Source organism: Paenibacillus sp. FSL M7-0134 (genome assembly GCF_038007865.1).
GTDB classification, from domain to species: domain Bacteria; phylum Bacillota; class Bacilli; order Paenibacillales; family Paenibacillaceae; genus Paenibacillus; species Paenibacillus polymyxa_B.
On the sequence record NZ_JBBOXV010000002.1, the window covers coordinates 2240117 to 2259141 of the forward strand.

The following is a 19025-nucleotide window of genomic DNA, read 5'->3' on the forward strand; positions in this document are numbered from 1 at the left end:
TTGTGCTGTCGTTTTTCGGAATAAAATCTTGTGTAAAGCCAAAATTGATAATGGAGAGGATGAATGCAAAAGTGATCAGCAGAAAATCAGTGTTCAGGAAATCTGTCTCTATGGTCATGTCAGCCATTTTGGTACTTCCGTTAACCTTGGGCTTATTTCAGGCAGGACCCGACCGTGCATCAGCCGCAACACCGGAATCGACACGCTTTTTACAATTGTATAAACAGCTGAAGGATCCGGCTAGCGGATACTTTTCAAAAGAAGGCATCCCTTATCATTCCGTTGAAACGCTTATGAGCGAGGCTCCAGATTACGGACACTTAACGACTTCGGAAGCGTACAGCTACTGGATGTGGCTGGAAGTGCTGTATGGTCATTATACCGGGGATTGGGGGCATTTGGAATCCGCATGGGACAACATGGAGAAATATATCATTCCTGTTAATGAAGGCGACGGTAAGGAAGAGCAGCCGACAATGAGTAACTACAACCCGAACAGCCCCGCCACCTATGCCGCAGAATACTCACAGCCGGATCAATACCCAAGCCGTCTGAGTGGACAGTATGGTGGTGGCAAGGATCCACTGGACTCTGAGCTGAAGGCAACCTATGGCAACAACCAGACTTATCTGATGCACTGGTTGTTGGACGTGGATAATTGGTACGGCTTCGGAAATCTTCTGAATCCGTCGCATACAGCAGCCTATGTAAACACCTTCCAGCGCGGGGAACAGGAATCGGTCTGGGAGGCTGTACCACACCCATCGCAAGACAATCAAAAGTTTGGCAAGCCTAATGAAGGCTTTATGAGCTTGTTTACCAAGGAAAATAATGCCCCTGCACAGCAATGGCGTTACACGAATGCCACCGATGCAGATGCACGGGCAGTTCAAGCAATGTACTGGGCTAAGGAATTAGGATATGACAACTCCGTATATTTGGATAAAGCCAAAAAGATGGGAGACTTTTTGCGTTACGGCATGTACGATAAATACTTCCAGAAAACCGGAAGCGCTTCCAATGGAAGTCCAATTGCTGGTACGGGCAAGGATGCCAGTCTTTATCTGATGGCATGGTATACAGCCTGGGGCGGCGGACTTGGCCAAAGCGGCAACTGGGCTTGGCGTATTGGTGCCAGCCATGCACATCAGGGCTACCAAAATGTCGTCGCAGCGTATGCGTTGTCCGATCAAGATGGTGGATTAATACCGAATTCACCAACGGCGGGACAGGACTGGGCGACCTCGCTGAAGCGCCAACTGGAGTTTTATACTTGGCTGCAATCCGATGAGGGGGCCATTGCAGGTGGAGCGACGAATAGCTGGGATGGTGCCTACAAGGCTTATCCATCTGGCACAAGTACCTTTTATGGCATGGCTTATACAGGGGCTCCTGTATATAACGATCCACCGTCGAACAACTGGTTCGGGATGCAGGCTTGGCCTGTCGAGCGGGTTGCCGAGCTGTACTACATTTTAGCCAAGAAAGGGGATACTTCGTCCGAGCAGTTTAAAATGGCTAAACAAGTGACGGAAAACTGGATAGCGTGGTCCAAGAGCTATGTATTTGCCAACGAACGGCCTGTGACTGATGCACAGGGATACTATTTGGACGCTCAAGGTAAGCGTATTCTGGGTGGCAAGAATCCGAAAGTGGCTACTACAGTGGCTAAAGGTGAGTTCTGGCTACCGAGCAATCTGGAATGGAGCGGAAAGCCTGAAACCTGGAGCGGATTTGCCAATCATAAAGGGAATACCAATCTCCATGTGGTAACAAAGAATCCGGGGCAGGATGCCGGAGTGCTGGGCAGCTATGTTAAAGCACTTACTTTCTTTGCTGCTGGAACGAAAGCTGAAAAAGGAGACTATTCCGAGTTAGGCAAGGAAGCTAAGGATCTGTCTAAAGCTTTGCTTGATGCTGCATGGGGTTATAACGATGGTATAGGCATTACAACGAAGGAAGCGCGCGAAGATTATTATCGTTATTTTACCAAAGAAGTGTATATCCCGAGCGGCTGGAGTGGTAAGACTGGGCAAGGCAACACGATCCCTGGCACCGACGCTACACCGTCTGATCCGTCTAAAGGTGGTAATGGTACGTATTCCAGCTACAGCGATATCCGCCCTAATATCACCAAAGATCCGCAATGGTCCTATCTTAAAGATAAATACACGACTTCATGGAACAAGCAGACCAAAAAATGGGATAAAGGCGCTCCAGAATTTACGTATCACCGTTTCTGGTCCCAAGTTGATATGGCAACGGCTTATGCCGAGTATGACCGTCTCATTAACGGTAGTGGACCAACCGAGCCTACAGCTCCCAAAGCTCCGGCAAATGTGAAGGCAAACGCAGGGGATGCTCAGGTTACACTGACCTGGAGCAAAGCGACGGGTGCCGATAGCTATACGGTCAAGCGCTCCACAACCAGTGGTGGCCCATATACTACAGTAGCAACAGTAACAGACAGCACTTACAAGGATACAGGAGTGGTGAATGAAACCACTTATTATTATGTGGCAAGTGCAACAAATTCTTTAGGAACCAGCCCGGATTCTGCCGAGGTCAGTGCCAAGCCTACGGCAGCACCCATTCCAGCAACGGGAGATGTGATTGCCCAATACCGCGTGGGCGACACCAACCCGGGAGATAACCAGATTCGGCCACTGTTCCGTGTTGTAAACAAGGGTAAAGAGGCAGTTGATCTGAAAAATGTCAAGCTGCGATACTACTACACCGTAGATGGCGACAAGTCACAGGAATTCCATTGTGACTATGCACAGTTGGGCAGTAGTAACGTTCAGGGACGTTTTGTGAAACTGGATAAGGCCGTTACAGGCGCAGATTATTATCTGGAAATCTCCTTTGGAGCTGGTGCGGGAAGTCTGGCAGCAGGGGAAAACACAGGGGACATTCAGATTCGCATGAACAAGACGGACTGGAGCAACTATAACGAAAGTGATGATTTTTCCTATGATCCAACCAAGACATCTTATACGGATTGGGGCAAAGCACCATTGTATATAAATGACAAACGTGTCTGGGGTCTGGAGCCTTGATTGTAAACTAATTGTAGAGATTACGGGCGGAATGTGAGATCATTTAATTCACTTCCGTCCGTTTTTTTGTGATCGGATTCGTGGTACACTATGATCGTTACATTATTACATACATGACCGAGGTGACCTGAGACATGAATGACAATTTGGCACAGGCTCTGAATGAGCAAATGAACTTTGAATTTTACTCCGCTCACGTATATCTGGCGATGGCTGCTTATTGCTCCAGTGAAAGTCTGGATGGGTTTGCAAACTTCTTCCTGGTACAAGCTGAGGAGGAACGGTTTCATGCCATGAAACTGTATAAATACATTAATGACCGTAGAGGACGCGCCACATTGGCTGCATTGCCGGAGCCAAAAAACAGCTACGATTCCATGCTGGACGTATTTGAGCATGGCTACAAGCATGAGCAGCAAAACACGCAAAAATTTTATCATCTGGCTGACTTGGCCCTCGATGGACGCGAGCATGCAACGATCCATTTCCTGAAATGGTTTATTGATGAGCAAGTCGAAGAGGAAGCTCTGTTCGACAGTGTTATCCAGAAGCTTAAGCGCATTGAAAGAGACAGCAACGCCTTTTATATGCTGGACAGCGAGTTTGCCAAACGCAGCTTTACTGCCCCTGCGGAGTAATACAGCATACATGGTGTGTTTTGAATGCCGGAGATATGGCCAGCATTTTATTCGTCTAGAAAGTAAAAAAGCCCGATTTTCGGGCTTTTTTGCGTTGACTTTAATTAACGAATTCCCATCTTTCTAGGGGCTATTGTTATTTTAAATGAAGTTATAGAAAAAATTAATTTGTCGCTGGATGGTGAGCATGCTACAGTTATGTTAACTTTTATATCTCATTAAGTAGATAGGATTAATTATTTTGATGATTCACGAGCATTATAATAACACTATAGGGAGGCGGGTTAGTATGAGTGAAATCTATCGTCTGGCACTCCAAGAGGATGCAGAAAGATTGCAGTATGTGACGTATGAGGCGTATGAAACAATTCGGCAGTTGGAGCTTCGATGGCCTGCCGCTCAGGCAGATGTTGCTCTCATTCAAGAAAACATTAAAAATAATGATTGCTATGTGCTGGAAGTAGACGGTGTCATTCAGGCTACCGTTAGCCATCTCAAAAATAGAGCCCTTAATTTTATAACCGATCTACCGTTTGTGATGTGGTTTGCTGTAGACCCGGCTGCCCAGGGCAAAGGATATGGGAAAAAACTGCTGAATTGGGTAGAGCAAACGATTATTCGTGACAAGGTCGGTGCTCCTGCTGTGACACTGGCGACTGCGGAAAAGCATCCCTATTTGCTATCCATGTACGAGCGTTGGGGGTATGAACGTATCCATGCTTTTGACCATGGAACAGGGGACGGGACGATGCATTTACTGCGTAAAGTGGTGAATCCTGAATTATTCTCCACCTACATTCGTGAAAAAAATGAAGCTGAGACAGCTAACCGAAATTAGACGCGACTATAGGGAACGGACGAAGCCGATTCGTTCGCAGAAGGGGGGCAGGAGCGAATGAAGTTTGTATTGTTCAGCCTAATGGCTAATCTGCCTAATGCGATTACCGGAGAAGCCTGGAGTTCGCAGCAAAAATTCCAAAATGTAATTAAGCAGGCTGTGCTCGCAGAGGAGCTTGGTTTTGATGCGTATGGTGTGGGGGAGCGGCATGGTACGCCTTTTTTGTCGTCTTCACCTCCACTCGTTCTGACCGCTATAGCAGCGAGAACTGAACGGATTCGTCTGCTGACGATGGTAACGGTGCTTAGTATACTTGACCCGGTACGCGTAGCTGAGGATTATGCGACATTGGATCATTTATCGGGCGGAAGATTAGAACTGATTATCGGAAAAGGCAATGATCCACGCCATTATCCGTTGTTTGGAATTACGGAGGAAGAGCAGTGGGAATCGTTAGCAGAACGCTATCGTCTGCTCAAACGGCTATGGAGCGAGGAAGAGGTTACGTGGAAGGGCAACTATCGGCCCCCGCTGTATCAGGTCACGACACAGCCACGCCCGTATCAACAGCAAATTCCGATATGGCATGGAAGTGCCTCCAGTACATTATCGACGGAGCTGGCTGCACAATATGGAGAGCCGTTATTTTCCTCAAATTCTTTCCATCCTCAGGCCAAGTATAAAGGCTTAATTGATCATTACCGTGAACGGCTCGCTTATTACGGTCATGACCCGGCTCAGGCTGTAATTGGTGCCGGAGCCGGGAGCTTGTATCTGGCGGATACAGACGAGGAAGCGATCAGACGCTATCGCCCGTATTATGATGCTTACCACTCGACGGCGGCGGCTCAGCATAATCAATCCCCGTTTACAAGTTTGGAGGATAACATCCGCAACGGTCCAGTTCTGATTGGTTCTGCGGACAGCGTTCTCGAAAAAATACGGAACTATTATACTGCGTTCGGCCATCAGGTACTCAGCATAAGCGTGGATGGGCTGGGAGAGCAGGAGCAGCTTGAACAGCTGCATCGGTTTGCCGAGGATATCATTCCTGTGCTGCGGCGAGAGATTCCCAGCACTATTTGGCAGCAGGTGCCGAACCTACACAAAGAAAATGGATCACTGGCTGCTATTCCTAATGGGGCTCCCTCCATTTCTCCTATTTTCCAATTGTGATTGATGAATAACGTTACCCTCTCTCATGAAAGCAACCGAAGTAGCGGTGTTTTCGGGTCGATAGCGACTGAGAGAGGGTCTTTTTAGTTTTAGACAAATTGACAGAGATAAATAAAAAGAGTAACGTAATTGTATATTCATTTAAATCGCATAAAATTAATCGGATTAATTAAAATTTAAAGATGTGGAATCTAATGATATAAAGGAGGAATTTTTTTGAGCGACTCACAATCTAGTACGACCAAGCGCTGTATAACAGCCGAGGATTTATATCGACTTCACTGGGTTAGCGATCCAGCTATTCATCCTATTAGTGGTGAAATCGCTTACGTAGAACAGTATATTAATAAAGAGTGGACAGATTATAACTCAGGAATTTGGCTATTATCGTCCGAAGGCGCTAGCGCATTACCCTTTACATACGGACCGAAAGATGAAACGCCTGTCTGGTCACCAGATGGATCACAACTAGCTTTTCTCCGTACAACAGACGGCAAGCGCCAGGTGTGGATTATTCCAGAACGCGGAGGGGAGGCACGACAGCTTACACACGTAGAGAACAATGTTCGTTCATTAGCCTGGTCTCCTGATGGGACTTGCATATCGTTTGTAGCTAAAACGGCCGAGAACCCGTCAAGCCCTACATCCGATGGAGGAACTCAGGAGGCACAACTTAAGGGACGAGTCGTTAATCGAACGAAAGCTAAATCCGACGGATATGGACTGTGGGATGATACTCGTGATCACTTGTATGTAACTGATGTGACTTCGGGGCACACAGTTCAACTGACTTCCGGCGCTTATGATGTGGCGGAGCCTGTGTGGTCACCGGATGGTCAACGTATTTTATTCGTCGCCAGAATAGCAGAGCATTCGAAAGAGGATACGGATTTACGTAAGCAGAATGATTTGTTTACGATAGCTCCTGCAACTTCAAATGGTGATGCAGCAGCACCGCTTAAGCTGACCCATTCTGAACTGCACATCGAGAGTGCTGCTTATTCTCCTGACGGTTCAACGATTGCCTTTTACGGTCATGATCGACATGCCAAAGGCGCTACTCAGACCCGACTGTACACGGTTCCTTCCAGTGGGGGGACGGCAGTATGCGTTAGTGAGACGCTTGACGCTCACCTCGGTAATGCGGGTATGAGCGACATGCGTTCACATCTTCATGTAGGACCACCACGCTTCAGTGCGGACGGCCAATCTCTGTATACGCTGGTTACCCATGAAGGAAATGTGCACGTATATCAGTTTGCGCTTGATAGGACTTTTAAAATTTTAACGCAAGGAGAACGGGAAATTTACCAATTCGAGCTTACTTCGGATGAGCGGCATATCATTGCGGCTTCCACCGATGTTTCTTTACCAGGCGATTTGTTCCGGATTGCGATCCATTCAGGAACTGAGGAACGGCTGACACGAGTGAATGACTCTCTGTTTGATGAGATTGAGATCAGTGTGCCTGAGAGCTTCTGGACTGAGGTTGAGGATGGACGACGGGTGCAGGGATGGGTGATGAAGCCTGCTGGGTTTAAGGAGGGGGTATCCTATCCTGCTATTTTGGAGATTCACGGTGGTCCTCATGCCATGTATTCCAATTCTTTTTTTCATGAATTTCAGTTGCTGGCCGCTCAGGGGTATACAGTCATCTACACGAATCCGGGAGGAAGCCGAGGGTATGGACAGTCTTTCACCAATGTCGTCCTTGGAGATTACGGCGGACGCGATTACACCGATCTGCTGAGCGCAGTGGACGAGGCTATACGTCAATTTCCATTCATTCATCCGGAAAGGCTGGGTGTAACAGGAGGCAGCTATGGTGGCTTTATGACAAACTGGATTGTCGGCCATACCGATCGTTTCCGCGCAGCTGTGACCCAGCGCTCCATATCTAACTGGCTGTCCATGTATGGAGTGAGTGACATAGGGTACTCGTTTACTGAAGATGAAGTCGGCGGGAATCCGTGGGAGGATTGCGAGCTTTTGTGGAGGCAATCTCCGCTGGCTTATGTGCAGCAAATCAACACACCGCTGCTCATATTACACGGGGAGCAGGATCTGCGATGTCCTATAGAGCAGGGAGAGCAGCTGTTTACAGCATTACGTCGCTTGGGGAAACCTACGCAATTTGTCCGTTTTCCAGCTTCAAGTCACGAGCTTTCACGAAAAGGGCACCCGCAGCTTCGCGTGGAACGACTGCAACGTATTACCAATTGGTTTGCCCAACACGAATTATAAGTAAATCGATTTCTTGTATTAATGTAAAAATGTCAGGTCCTAACCATAGGACTTGGCATTTTTAGTATGCCTTGCTACAATTCTCTCAACCTCATACAAAAGGAGATATATAATGGCCGAGCCCTTAAAAAATATGTACACGGAGAATTTTCTTCAACTATTCGGTGAAAAAGTACAGTCTGCGTACAGGCCGTTCGATACCAACGGATTCATCCATCAAGTGATGGATGAAAAATGGGATGAACTGGAGCTAAAAGAACGAATACGACGTATTTCGTTAACATTAGGGGCATTTTTGCCCAGTAAATATGAAGAAGCTCTGGATATTCTTTTTGCTATAGACGAGCATTGCAGTGGTTTTCCATACTTGTTTTTCCCCGATTTTGTGGAGGTGTATGGGCAGGGAGAAGAGCATTGGGAACTGTCCATGAAGGCACTGGAGCGATTCACCTCTAAGTCCTCTGCGGAGTTCGCCGTGAGACCCTTCCTTCTGCGTGAACCGGAACGGATGATGCGGCAGATGACGACCTGGGCCGGACAACAAAGTGAACACGTCCGCCGACTTGCCAGCGAAGGCTGTCGTCCACGGCTACCCTGGGGACAGGCGTTGCCTGTGTTTAAACGCGATCCTGCTCCAGTATTGGCCGTATTGGAACTACTGAAGGCCGATCCATCACTATATGTACGTAAAAGTGTAGCCAACAACCTGAACGATATTGCCAAGGATCATCCTGATGTGGTCATTGCTACGGCTCAACGGTGGAAAGGAACACATCCTGACACCGACTGGATTGTGCGTCATGGCTGTCGGACCCTGATTCGCAAATCCATCCCCGAAGTGATGGCAATGTTCGGCTATGCGGATGTAACAGACGGGGCGCCGTTAGTCACGGGAGCCTCTTTCACCACAGACCCTGCCATGCTAAAGCTTGGTGATAGCTGTGAGTTAAGCTACGCGCTTCAGCTTCGTGAAGGTGACCCGGTACGAGTCCGCATCGAGTACGGCATCGACTTTGTGAAGGCGAGAGGACAAGTCTCACGTAAACTGTTTTTGCTATCTGACAAAACGGTCCCTGGAGGAACCCATCTTACAGGTACACGGACACACCGTTTTGCAGACCTGACCACTCGTCGCCATTATGCGGGAGCGCACCGGATTGCACTGCTCGTAAACGGTCAGGAAGCGGCTTCTACAGTGGTAGAACTCCAGTTGTAAATCACGATAGTAGTGAAGAAAAAGAGTCTGTAATTAGGCTCTTTCTTTTTGTCGTTCGCTTTACCAAATTTATTTTTTTCCAAAAAAATGATTCTGGTATTAGAACCTGGTACTAAGACGTGTTATACTACAGTAAGAAAGTGGATCTCATCTTATGTATAAAGGGGAAGGTATAATTTGACAGATCAACAACAATGGCTTGCGCCTGAATATTACAATATGACTTCGGAAATGGAACACCATGATGCTGGTAAAACCGCACTCAAGTGGCTGAGTGAGACAGGAGAATACGAAGAAATCACCTATGGAGAGCTGTTGAAAAAGGCTAACCGACTGGCTGGAGGACTCGCAAATCTGGGATTTAACAAAGGTGACAGAGTTCTGGTCGTAGTACCACGGCGTATTATTGCGTATGTAATTTATCTGGCCTGCTTGAAACTTGGGCTTGCTGTCATTCCATCTTCAGAAATGCTACGTGCCAAGGATATTGCATTTCGTCTTCGCCATTCAGAAGCGCGCGCAGTCATTGCCTGGACCGGAGTAACAAGCGAAGTGGACAAAATAAATGATGATTTGCCTGCTCTGGATTATCGCATCGTGGTCTCCGGGGACGACACGGCAGATGTATCTGGCTGGCTCGTGCTGAATGAGCTGATGGATGGACAGGAAGATACTTTTGAAGCTGTGAAGACGCACCGTGACGACATGGCCATTCTGGCCTATACTTCCGGCACCACAGGAAATCCTAAAGGTGTTGTACATAGCCATGGCTGGGGATATGCTCATCTGCGGATAACATCACCATGGTTGGATATTCAAGCTTCAGATATAGTATGGGCTACAGCTGCACCGGGATGGCAAAAGTGGATTTGGAGTCCGTTTTTATCCGTACTAGGAAATGGAGCGACCGGATTCGTATATAATGGTCCGTTTCGTCCAGGTCGGTATTTGCAGTTTATGCAGCAGTATGGAATCCAAGTGTTGTGCTGTACGCCGACAGAATATCGGATTATGGCGAAAACGGATGGTTTGGATCAATATGATCTATCCCAATTGCGCAGCGCAGTTTCTGCGGGAGAGCCTCTCAATCAGGAGGTCATTAACAAGTTTCAGGAGCAATTCAACATTACGATTCGTGACGGCTATGGTCAAACGGAGAGCACATTAATTATTGGTAATTTAAAGGATGCACCTCTGCGTACAGGCTCGATGGGCAAATCCATTGCACCGGGACTCGTTGAGGTCGTAGACGAGGATGGCATTCCGCTGGCTCCGGGGCAAGTGGGAGATATTGCAGTGCGTGCCGATCTGCCGGCATTATTCCATACGTATTACCATGATCCAGAACGCAAATTAGCTAGTGTCCACGGAGATTATTTTGTTACGGGAGACCGGGCTCGCAAAGACGAGGATGGATATTTCTGGTTCGAAGGACGTGGTGATGATATCATTATCAGTTCTGGCTATACTATTGGTCCTTTTGAAGTAGAGGAAGCGCTTATGAAGCATGACTCCGTGCAGGAATGTGCTGCCGTAGCCAGCCCTGACGAAATCCGTGGACATGTTGTAAAGGCTTTTGTCGTACTCAAAGCTGGGGTAGAAGGATCACCGGCGTTAGTGAAGGAACTGCAACATCATGTGAAAACATGGACGGCGCCTTATAAATATCCACGAAAAATAGAGTTTATTCAAGAGCTTCCTAAAACTAGCTCGGGCAAAATACGAAGAGTGGAGCTGCGTGAACTGGAGAAGCAATCCGTACTGTAGTGATGAAATCATTCAATATAATCAAAACGGAACAGGAGCGTGGAAAAATGAGTACATTTGAATCATTGTTGGAGCAATACGCAGAACTGGTCGTAAGAGTAGGGGTTAACATTCAGCCTGGACAGGTGTTTTTGGTAACTGCACCACTGGAAACTGTTGAGTTTACACGCCTGATTGTCAGTAAAGCCTATGAAGCAGGCGCTAAATATGTACAGGTAGAGTTTGAGGATGATTCCATTACACGTAGTCGTTTTGAACATGGTGACGAAGCCAGCTTTGATTACTATCCTGCTTGGAAGGCAGAAATGATGGAGAAATTTGCCGAAGAGGGAGGAGCCACACTAACGATTAAAGTGCCGAACCCGGATTTATATCAAGGCATTGATCCACAAAAGGTTTCCAGTGCGACCAAGGCGGCTGCTACGGCGAGAGAAGGTTTTTCCAAATATACCCGAAATCATAAAATTAGCTGGTGTTTGATTAAAGCGCCGACGAAGGCTTGGGCCGATAAAGTATTTGCCGATGTAGCAGAAGAGGATCGTATACGTGTCATGTGGGATACAATCTTCCAAATGAATCGTGTAGATGGCTCTGATCCTATTCAGAATTGGCAGAAACATTTGAAAAACCTTGAACAGGTACAAGACAAGCTGAATCATAAAAAGTATAAAAGCCTCCATTATCGTGCACCAGGAACAGATTTGAGAATTGAACTGGCTGACGGTCATATTTGGCGCAGCGGTGGTGGTGAGAACGAGCACGGAGATTATTTTGTCGCGAATATGCCGACAGAAGAAGTGTTCACGATGCCTAAGCGTACAGGTGTGAATGGTCATGTCACAAGTACCATGCCACTCAATTTAAATGGACAACTGGTGGATCGCATAACGTTTACCTTTAAGGACGGTAAAGTCACTGAATATACAGCAGAATCCGGCGAGCAGCATCTGACTCATTTGCTCACTACGGATGAAGGGGCCAGCTATTTGGGAGAAGTTGCACTGGTGCCGCACGATTCACCGATTTCCAATCTCAATCGCATTTTTTACAATACAGGTATCGACGAAAATGCCTCCTGCCACTTGGCTCTAGGCAGTGCGTATCCATTTAATATGGAAAATGGGACACAAATGAACCGGGAGGAGCTGCTCCAGAACGGTGCCAATGTCAGCCTGACTCATGTGGACTTCATGATCGGCTCAGCTGAACTGGATATTGACGGCGAATTGCAAGACGGAAGCAAAGAAGCCGTGTTCCGCAAAGGAAATTGGGCTATTTAGGCCTTTTTTCAATCTCCATTCAATCGACCCGCAAACGATCTCATTCGTTATGCGGGTTTTTCTATTCCCTAAATCTCAAATTGCTCCTTGTTTTGTGAAATATAAAGTGCTAAACTGAGTTCAAACAGTAATTTAAACAACGTTTTAATTATTGTTTGAAAAGTCATTTACATAAAATCGTCCCATTTCATTCATCCGTTATGATTGGACGAAACAGGAGGAGGAAAAACATGAATCACCCAGACAAAAAACAACAAACCAAAGAAAAAATCTTAGACGCTACGCTGGAATTTATTCAAAAGGAAGGTTTTGAAGCGGTTACAATCAGAAAAATTGCCGACCTATCTGCTACTAATATTTCTTTAGTTAATTATTATTTTGGCTCCAAGGAAAATCTGCTCAGTGAAGCTATTGAAGTGATATTAAATGGCTTTCAGCACACCTTTTCTATTTTGGACAATACAGCGATGCCCCCCCAAGATAGACTGAAACAATTTTTACTTAACTATCTACAGGTCATTCGTCAATATCCAGAGCTTCTTTCGCGAATTATTGCCATGGGCAGCACGCCCTTTACATCTCAACAGGAATACGGAAGGTTTTTAAACATCATGGGATTTCCAAAGGTTCAGAGCACGATCAAGGAGCTGACAGGTGAGCAACAGCCGGAGCGCTTGTTAGCGATGATGCTGCAAATATTTGGAGCTATTTTTCTGCCTGCACTGATGAGTCCGATTCTTGAATCAGGGGCAGTTGTGGAAATACCTTCAATAGAGGAACAATTAAATCTGCTGTTCGAAAGATATTTTGATCAAAATAAATCATAGGGGTGACTAATATGAATTTTTTAAGAAAATATTGGCAAGATGCAGGGGCTATAATCGGTGTGGTTGTATGTATTGTTTTACTTATGAATCCAGCTATCCTTTCGGATATAACAGGCATGTTATGGTTGAGTTTTGTAGCTATATTATTTCATCAATTTGAGGAGTACCGCTGGCCTGGATATTTTGCTGGTTTATTTAACAATGTTATGTTTAAAAGTGATACACCGGATCATTACCCCTTAAACACTCAATCAGCGATGATTATCAATGTGGCAATTGCCTACGTGTTTTATCTGCTCCCCGTATGGTTCCCGCAAGTAGTCTGGCTTGGACTCGCACCAATTTTTATGGGATTCTTTCAGGTCGTTTGGCACGGTATCGTTGTCAATATTAAAGCAAAAACCTTATATAATCCTGGCTTGTTTACGGCACTTCTCCTGCATGTTCCAGTCGGAATCTGGTATATTCATGAAATAGTACAGCGAGACATCCCAACGGCAATAGACTGGATTGCGGGTACGATCTACTTTGTTTTTGCTGTATACATTTTCATCATTAAAGGAAATATATGGTTGAAGAAGAGTGACTCTCCTTACTCCTTTTCTAAACAACAGCTGGGAGCTTACGGTCGTAAATAGGGTATGTTAGAAAATCATCAATATCCTTGTTTACAAGTTGGATACAAGTAGAGGTATTCTGGAAACGAGGTTCGGTTACACTTGCTTTGTACCCATGAACAAGGAAAGAGTGATCTTATAATGAAGCATACACATCAATCTTATGATCGTAAAAAATTGGCTTGCAAGCTAATCACCACTAGTGCTTTCTTGGCTATAGGTTTTGCTGTGATGACAGGATGCAGCAATAGCGGGGAAGCAAAATCAACTGCTCCTACTAAAGCAGAAACAGTCACACCGCCTGCTAGTTCTACAGATCAAAACACGGATCCCAATACTAATGGGCAAGGCACAACCTCTACCCATCAAGAACCTGCCAGTAGTACAGCTTCATCTCACAGTAAACACAGCTCCGCAGCCGCTTTATTCAGCGCAGCCAAGCAGGGGACCTTACCGAATTTGCCTAAAGGTCTTGGCTTGGGAACTAGCAGCGATCTGTTATTTGAGCTGTGGGGGAAATCTGAGTCAGGTTCTACAGGTCCTATGAGAAGCTACGCTAAGTATCATACAGACATCGTGCTGGATGGAAGCGATAAAGTTACAGAAATCACATCTTCCGATCCAGACTATAAGAAGTTGCTTATCAAACAAGTTGTTGACGAATTGGGCCAACCTACGGAAACCGTTGACACCTCTAGAGACATACCTGACACAGCAGAAGCTAATTATACGATCAATAACACATCAGGACTTAGTTATTATTTAGTATTTTCCTATCAAACCAAAACGCAAAAGGTCAATTATATCCGATTATATTTTAACTCTAAGACGCCATAATTGGATGTATATAACAGAGTCGTTTCCGTCAGAATTGCGGAGGCGACTTTGTTCAAACTCATTGCATTTTTAGGTTATGTCGTTTATACTGATTTGTAATTGATTAATCACTAATCAGAAAACTGTGCTAAATTAAAGGATGAAAAAAATATGGCTAAAGCTACGTCAACATCTATAAATCGCCAAAAGGAAATCATATCTGCTGCCATTGAAGTGTTTGCAGAGATGGGCTACTACCGAGCTACAACAGCCAAAGTTGCGGAACGGGCCAATATTTCTCAGCCCTATGTCTTTCGTTTTTTCGCTACCAAGGAAGCGTTGCTTGTTGAAGCCTTGAAGGTTTCATTTGCACGTATCATAGACTCTTTTCACAGAGTTATTCATTCGGCCTCATCTGAACAGCTCGAGCAAGAGCTAATTGCAGCCTATTCGCAAATTATGATGGAATACCGCAATGAAACACTTTTGCAAATGCAGGCGCAGACGATCCGCGAGGATGAGGTTGTAAGCGTGATGCAGCAAGGATTCCGTGAAATTCATACGACGGTTTATGATGCTTTCCGACGGGCAGGTATTGAACAAGCAATGGAAAGAACGATGCTTTTTCTCTCCAGAGGTATGCTGTGTAATATTTCGATGTCGCTGGATCTACCAGAACTGATGAAAAAAGACGATTAATTTTGGTTTATGCATTAGAGTCGCGTTTTTGCGCGGCTTTTTTTGCTTTTAATTTTATTTTGTTCAAGACATGATTTCATTTGCTTCTGAGAAAAAACGGCCAAATAAGTTGACAAGAGAAGCGAGTCTCGTTATTCTAATACCCATAGGGGTATATGTATAAAGAGGTTTAACTAAACTAAGTCCCCTCAAAAAAAAGACGGAGGTTATAGAATGTCATCAACTAACAATATCCAAGCAGATCATATTCTTGATTGCAAAGGGCTAGCTTGTCCTATGCCTATTGTAAAAACAAAAAAGGCTATGAATGAGCTCGTTCCCGGAAAGATTATAGAGGTTCAGGCGACTGACAAAGGTTCATTAGCCGATTTTCAGAGCTGGGCTAAAAACACCGGACATCAATATTTGGGCACCCTCCAAGAAGGAGATGTAATGCGACATTATTTACGCAAAGCAAATCCGGCTGAAGTGAAGAAGGAGCAAATATTTTCTTCTACGATAAGCCATGAAGAGCTACAAGCAAAATGTTCTGGAAAAGAGAACTTCATTTTGCTTGATGTTCGTGAACCCGCTGAATTTGCGCTTAAACATATCCCTGGATCTAAGCACATCCCTCTTGGCGAACTGGAGAACAGACTTTCTGAGCTGAACTTGGAAGAAGAGATCGCAGTGATTTGCCAAGCTGGAGCACGCAGTGAAATGGCTTGTCAGTTCTTAGTTTCCAAAGGCGCTAAAAAAGTCAAATCTGTGCTTTCAGGCATATCCGAATGGGCTGGAGAAACTAAGGGAAGCGAATCCATATGAGTACGACAGCAGGAATTTATACAAATAATCAAGAACATGTTCAGTCCAAAACAACGATTGTATTATTCAGCGGGGAGCTGGATAAGGCGATTGCTGCATTCATTATTGCGAATGGAGCGGCAGCATATGATCATGAAGTAACTATTTTCTTTACTTTTTGGGGGCTAAATACGCTGCGCAAGGATGAAATCGTGAGCACCAATAAGGGAATGCTCGAAAAAGCCTTTGGCTGGATCATGCCTCGTGGACCCAAAAAGCTTGCACTATCCAAAATGAATTTTGCCGGACTCGGTCCACAGATGATCAAGCATGTCATGAAAAAGCACAATGCGCTTTCCTTGCCGCAGCTTATAGAGTTGGCACGAGAGCAGGGGATCAAGCTCGTCGCCTGTACCATGACCATGGATTTGTTAGGACTGCAGCAAGAAGAGCTAATCGACGGTTTGGAATATGCTGGAGTAGCCGCCTACTTGGGGGATGCTTCGCAGGGGAAGGTGAATCTATTTATTTAGGGTATCCTATTTATTTTTTTGGTTTATAATATACCTATACGTGTATATGGTAAGTCAAAAAAGGAGTGCATTACTTATGGATTACAATTACAGTGATGAACTGAAAACGCGCCTGAGGAGGATTGAGGGACAGGTACGTGGGGTACTTCGTTTAATGGATGAAGGTAAATCGTGCAAAGACGTCGTTAGCCAGTTATCTGCCGTACGTAACGCATCAGATAAAGCGATTGCCCAAATTGTAGCAGAGAATCTGCAACGATGTATATTGGAAGAGCAAGAGGCAGGAGGAGACACGGATAAGCTGGTTAAAGAAGCGATTCAGCTTCTTGTGAAAAGTAGATAATCATGTCTCCAGAGTCCATGCTAGCGGGCAATGATGTTACTATGTACAAAATTATGGGGGCTGGCATATTGCCTTTACCCAGCCACATATATTGGACGTTGTTAAGAAGTTTTTTGATAAACATCTGAAAGATTAAGATTATATACTAGCCATAATTAAAGTTCGCTGCCTCTAGTTGGTAGCGGGCTTTTTTAATCGGACATTTTAGGAATAACCCTCTGTTTATGCTGAGGTAGACAGGTGTAAATAACACATAAGGAAAACAACTTCTTCCGGGAGGCCTATTTATGGAGGTATTTGTTACGATTGGTGTCAAATTGATCATCAGCTTTTTTGGCTTGTGGATCATTACTTTTATTACAGGTCGAAAAACACTCAGTCAGTTAACACCACTCGATTTCCTAACATCATTGGTGTTAAGCGAAATTGTGGGAAATACGTTATATGACGATAAGGTGACCATTGGGCAGCTTTTATTTGCTTTGGCACTATGGTGCGCGCTGGCCTACTTTTTTGAAAAGGCGACGACCCGTTTTGTGAAATTTGGATATATGGCAGAAGGTCGAACAGTGCTACTCGTGGATAAGGGCCAGGTCAATCAAGAGATGCTTGAAAAATATGATATAGAATTTACCCAGCTGCTCTCCATGCTACGCCAGCAAAATATTTTTTCTCTTCGTGAGGTCTGGTACGCCACGTTAGAAACGAATGGTTCATTGTCAGTCATGCGCAAACCCGAATACGAGCCACCCGCCGCTCAGGATATGGGAATAGATGCACAGCCTGACCTTTTTTCTGTTACAGTCATTGATAAAGGAAAGCTCCTGCACGAATCTATGCGTGGGAAGTCAATCGATATTGAAGAGATTAAAGTAAAGGTGCGCGAGCAGGGATATGATAGTATCGACGAAATCGCCTACGCAGAGTTTAGCGAGGATGGAACACTTCACATCGTGCCGATGAAAGAGAAAAAGCATCATAAAATTTGAATGATAGGCTACTACAGTTCTGCGCTTCTTACCGTGTATGGTGTAGCTACTGAGATAGAGGCAGAACTTTGGGGTATTGAACTACCATCTTCTCATGAAGAGGACTGTTTATTTGTCTTTTTTCTTCTTTTAATAATAATAACTGTAAACAGAAACAAAGGGAGTACAATCTGAAAAATAGGGAACCAAGTATTAATTACAATTTTTCGACCGATTACCATGTGATGAGTAAAGTTAGGGGACAAAGAAGAAAGCCCATAAATAAGTGCTGCAAGGGGGAAAATCCACTTTTTAAATCCGACTCCAGTTATTTTTTCAAGTCCTATCACGGCGCCATTAAAAAATAAGGACATTTTGATGATCAATCCAAGAAAAAGAAGCAAGGTGAAAAGGGCATCCATTCGTTCGAACACATCCGCCAATTCAATCAACTGAACGGCTTCCAACAGAGGAAGTGTACTATCTACGGCGATCTTAGGTCCGAGAACAAAAATATTCAATTGATTGATAAATATCAGAGAAAGGGCGGTAATACTATAGGCAAAGATCACAGTTTTTGTGAGATTCCGGTCTTTATGTACAAGCGGATAAAATACAAGAAATAATACAATCTGTCCGAATGGAAAGGAGATAAGCTCAGGAATAGCGGCTTTAAAAATGGGTTTCCATCCTTCCTCTAGAATCGGAAGAGAATTTTCAAAGTGAAAGAGACCGGTTGCCGGAATTAGTATAGTAATTATAGTATATCCAAGTACAAAAAAAGGGAAAAGGAATAAGGAAAATAGGAACAATACTTTGTATCCGTAACGAATCGTATTGGATACAACCATGATTGTGATCAACATGATGAGCCACAAGGGGGTTTGGCGTAGCAAAGCCAGGACTGTCACCTCGCCTAAATCGCGTAAGCTCCGAGAAGCTTCATATGTGAAGTACATCACAAAAAGCAGGTTAATCGTTGTACCCACATATTTTCCTATGTAACGGCGAAACAACATGAACAAATCTAATTCAGGGTCTTGATGATGGATAGCAAGATGGAGCATTAACAGAAGTAGTCCTGCTAAGGCGCCTATCAACATGACTAACCAAGCATCTTGCTTTGCTTCAGCTCCCATTAAAAACAAAGTTGTACTTCCAACTTCAAACAAAGACATACAAATGATCAGCTCTGATACTCGGATTGAATTTTGACGCATT

17 protein-coding genes are annotated in these 19025 nt (G+C 44.9%); 16 read left to right on the plus strand and 1 reads right to left on the minus strand.

The window, feature by feature from the left end; all coding sequences use genetic code 11:
* Positions 1-110 precede the first annotated feature (110 nt).
* The 16 genes from NSQ58_RS25685 (at position 111) to NSQ58_RS25760 (ending at position 17825) form a co-directional block, all read left to right on the plus strand.
* The gene (locus NSQ58_RS25685) at positions 111-3059 is read left to right on the plus strand and encodes a glycoside hydrolase family 48 protein (protein ID WP_341058574.1); all 2949 of its coding nucleotides are present in this window, start codon (positions 111-113) and stop codon (positions 3057-3059) included.
* 134 nt (positions 3060-3193) lie between these two features.
* Positions 3194-3697: a ferritin gene (locus NSQ58_RS25690; protein WP_013310291.1), complete on the plus strand. Its 504-nt coding sequence runs from the start codon at positions 3194-3196 to the stop codon at positions 3695-3697.
* A 289-nt stretch (positions 3698-3986) separates the two neighbouring features.
* Positions 3987-4535, plus strand: coding sequence for a GNAT family N-acetyltransferase (locus NSQ58_RS25695; RefSeq protein ID WP_023988541.1), 549 nt, complete (start codon positions 3987-3989; stop codon positions 4533-4535).
* A gap of 57 nt (positions 4536-4592) precedes the next feature.
* Positions 4593-5711 (plus strand): LLM class flavin-dependent oxidoreductase, encoded by a 1119-nt coding sequence (locus NSQ58_RS25700; protein WP_338533567.1) that lies wholly within the window; start codon positions 4593-4595, stop codon positions 5709-5711.
* Between the two features lie 216 nt (positions 5712-5927).
* Positions 5928-7955, plus strand: coding sequence for a S9 family peptidase (locus NSQ58_RS25705; protein WP_341058461.1), 2028 nt, complete (start codon positions 5928-5930; stop codon positions 7953-7955).
* 112 nt (positions 7956-8067) lie between these two features.
* Positions 8068-9171, plus strand: a complete 1104-nt coding sequence (locus NSQ58_RS25710) for a hypothetical protein (RefSeq protein WP_341058462.1) — start codon at positions 8068-8070, stop codon at positions 9169-9171.
* Positions 9172-9348: 177 nt separating this feature from the next.
* Entirely contained in the window at positions 9349-10938 is a 1590-nt protein-coding gene (locus tag NSQ58_RS25715; protein WP_071558766.1) for an acyl-CoA synthetase, read from the plus strand.
* 47 nt (positions 10939-10985) lie between these two features.
* Positions 10986-12218 (plus strand): aminopeptidase, encoded by a 1233-nt coding sequence (locus tag NSQ58_RS25720; RefSeq protein ID WP_341058464.1) that lies wholly within the window; start codon positions 10986-10988, stop codon positions 12216-12218.
* Positions 12219-12448: 230 nt separating this feature from the next.
* Positions 12449-13045, plus strand: a complete 597-nt coding sequence (locus NSQ58_RS25725; protein WP_341058466.1) for a TetR/AcrR family transcriptional regulator — start codon at positions 12449-12451, stop codon at positions 13043-13045.
* Between the two features lie 11 nt (positions 13046-13056).
* Entirely contained in the window at positions 13057-13683 is a 627-nt protein-coding gene (locus NSQ58_RS25730; RefSeq protein ID WP_023988548.1) for an HXXEE domain-containing protein, read from the plus strand.
* Positions 13684-13803: 120 nt separating this feature from the next.
* The gene (locus tag NSQ58_RS25735; protein WP_341058467.1) at positions 13804-14499 is read left to right on the plus strand and encodes a DUF4309 domain-containing protein; all 696 of its coding nucleotides are present in this window, start codon (positions 13804-13806) and stop codon (positions 14497-14499) included.
* 150 nt (positions 14500-14649) lie between these two features.
* A complete protein-coding gene (locus NSQ58_RS25740) occupies positions 14650-15177 on the plus strand; it encodes a TetR/AcrR family transcriptional regulator (RefSeq protein WP_076161218.1) in 528 nt (175 codons plus the stop codon).
* 213 nt (positions 15178-15390) lie between these two features.
* The gene (locus NSQ58_RS25745; RefSeq protein WP_023988551.1) at positions 15391-15981 is read left to right on the plus strand and encodes a sulfurtransferase TusA family protein; all 591 of its coding nucleotides are present in this window, start codon (positions 15391-15393) and stop codon (positions 15979-15981) included.
* Positions 15978-16493 (plus strand): DsrE/DsrF/DrsH-like family protein, encoded by a 516-nt coding sequence (locus NSQ58_RS25750; protein WP_049828400.1) that lies wholly within the window; start codon positions 15978-15980, stop codon positions 16491-16493. The genes NSQ58_RS25745 and NSQ58_RS25750 overlap by 4 nt, the downstream gene beginning before the upstream one ends.
* A gap of 76 nt (positions 16494-16569) precedes the next feature.
* A complete protein-coding gene (locus NSQ58_RS25755; RefSeq protein WP_013310304.1) occupies positions 16570-16836 on the plus strand; it encodes a metal-sensitive transcriptional regulator in 267 nt (88 codons plus the stop codon).
* Positions 16837-17123: 287 nt separating this feature from the next.
* Positions 17124-17825 carry a YetF domain-containing protein gene (locus tag NSQ58_RS25760; protein WP_076295946.1) on the plus strand — a complete coding sequence of 234 codons (702 nt, stop codon included), beginning with the start codon at positions 17124-17126 and terminating at the stop codon, positions 17823-17825.
* A gap of 92 nt (positions 17826-17917) precedes the next feature.
* On the opposite strand, the gene NSQ58_RS25765 is transcribed toward NSQ58_RS25760, so the two are convergent.
* Positions 17918-19024 carry a GerAB/ArcD/ProY family transporter gene (locus NSQ58_RS25765; protein WP_053325413.1) on the minus strand — a complete coding sequence of 369 codons (1107 nt, stop codon included), beginning with the start codon at positions 19022-19024 and terminating at the stop codon, positions 17918-17920.
* Position 19025: the final 1 nt, after the last annotated feature.

Bases quoted from the DNA above. Each gene is read 5' to 3' on its own strand.
- NSQ58_RS25685 (WP_341058574.1), top strand. From the start codon at position 111: ATGGTCATGTCAGCCATTTTGGTACTTCCGTTAACCTTGGGCTTATTT.
- NSQ58_RS25690 (WP_013310291.1), top strand. From the start codon at position 3,194: ATGAATGACAATTTGGCACAGGCTCTGAATGAGCAAATGAACTTTGAA.
- NSQ58_RS25695 (WP_023988541.1), top strand. From the start codon at position 3,987: ATGAGTGAAATCTATCGTCTGGCACTCCAAGAGGATGCAGAAAGATTG.
- NSQ58_RS25700 (WP_338533567.1), top strand. From the start codon at position 4,593: ATGAAGTTTGTATTGTTCAGCCTAATGGCTAATCTGCCTAATGCGATT.
- NSQ58_RS25710 (WP_341058462.1), top strand. From the start codon at position 8,068: ATGGCCGAGCCCTTAAAAAATATGTACACGGAGAATTTTCTTCAACTA.
- NSQ58_RS25720 (WP_341058464.1), top strand. From the start codon at position 10,986: ATGAGTACATTTGAATCATTGTTGGAGCAATACGCAGAACTGGTCGTA.
- NSQ58_RS25725 (WP_341058466.1), top strand. From the start codon at position 12,449: ATGAATCACCCAGACAAAAAACAACAAACCAAAGAAAAAATCTTAGAC.
- NSQ58_RS25730 (WP_023988548.1), top strand. From the start codon at position 13,057: ATGAATTTTTTAAGAAAATATTGGCAAGATGCAGGGGCTATAATCGGT.
- NSQ58_RS25735 (WP_341058467.1), top strand. From the start codon at position 13,804: ATGAAGCATACACATCAATCTTATGATCGTAAAAAATTGGCTTGCAAG.
- NSQ58_RS25740 (WP_076161218.1), top strand. From the start codon at position 14,650: ATGGCTAAAGCTACGTCAACATCTATAAATCGCCAAAAGGAAATCATA.
- NSQ58_RS25745 (WP_023988551.1), top strand. From the start codon at position 15,391: ATGTCATCAACTAACAATATCCAAGCAGATCATATTCTTGATTGCAAA.
- NSQ58_RS25750 (WP_049828400.1), top strand. From the start codon at position 15,978: ATGAGTACGACAGCAGGAATTTATACAAATAATCAAGAACATGTTCAG.
- NSQ58_RS25755 (WP_013310304.1), top strand. From the start codon at position 16,570: ATGGATTACAATTACAGTGATGAACTGAAAACGCGCCTGAGGAGGATT.
- NSQ58_RS25760 (WP_076295946.1), top strand. From the start codon at position 17,124: ATGGAGGTATTTGTTACGATTGGTGTCAAATTGATCATCAGCTTTTTT.
- NSQ58_RS25765 (WP_053325413.1), bottom strand. From the start codon at position 19,024: ATGCGTCAAAATTCAATCCGAGTATCAGAGCTGATCATTTGTATGTCT.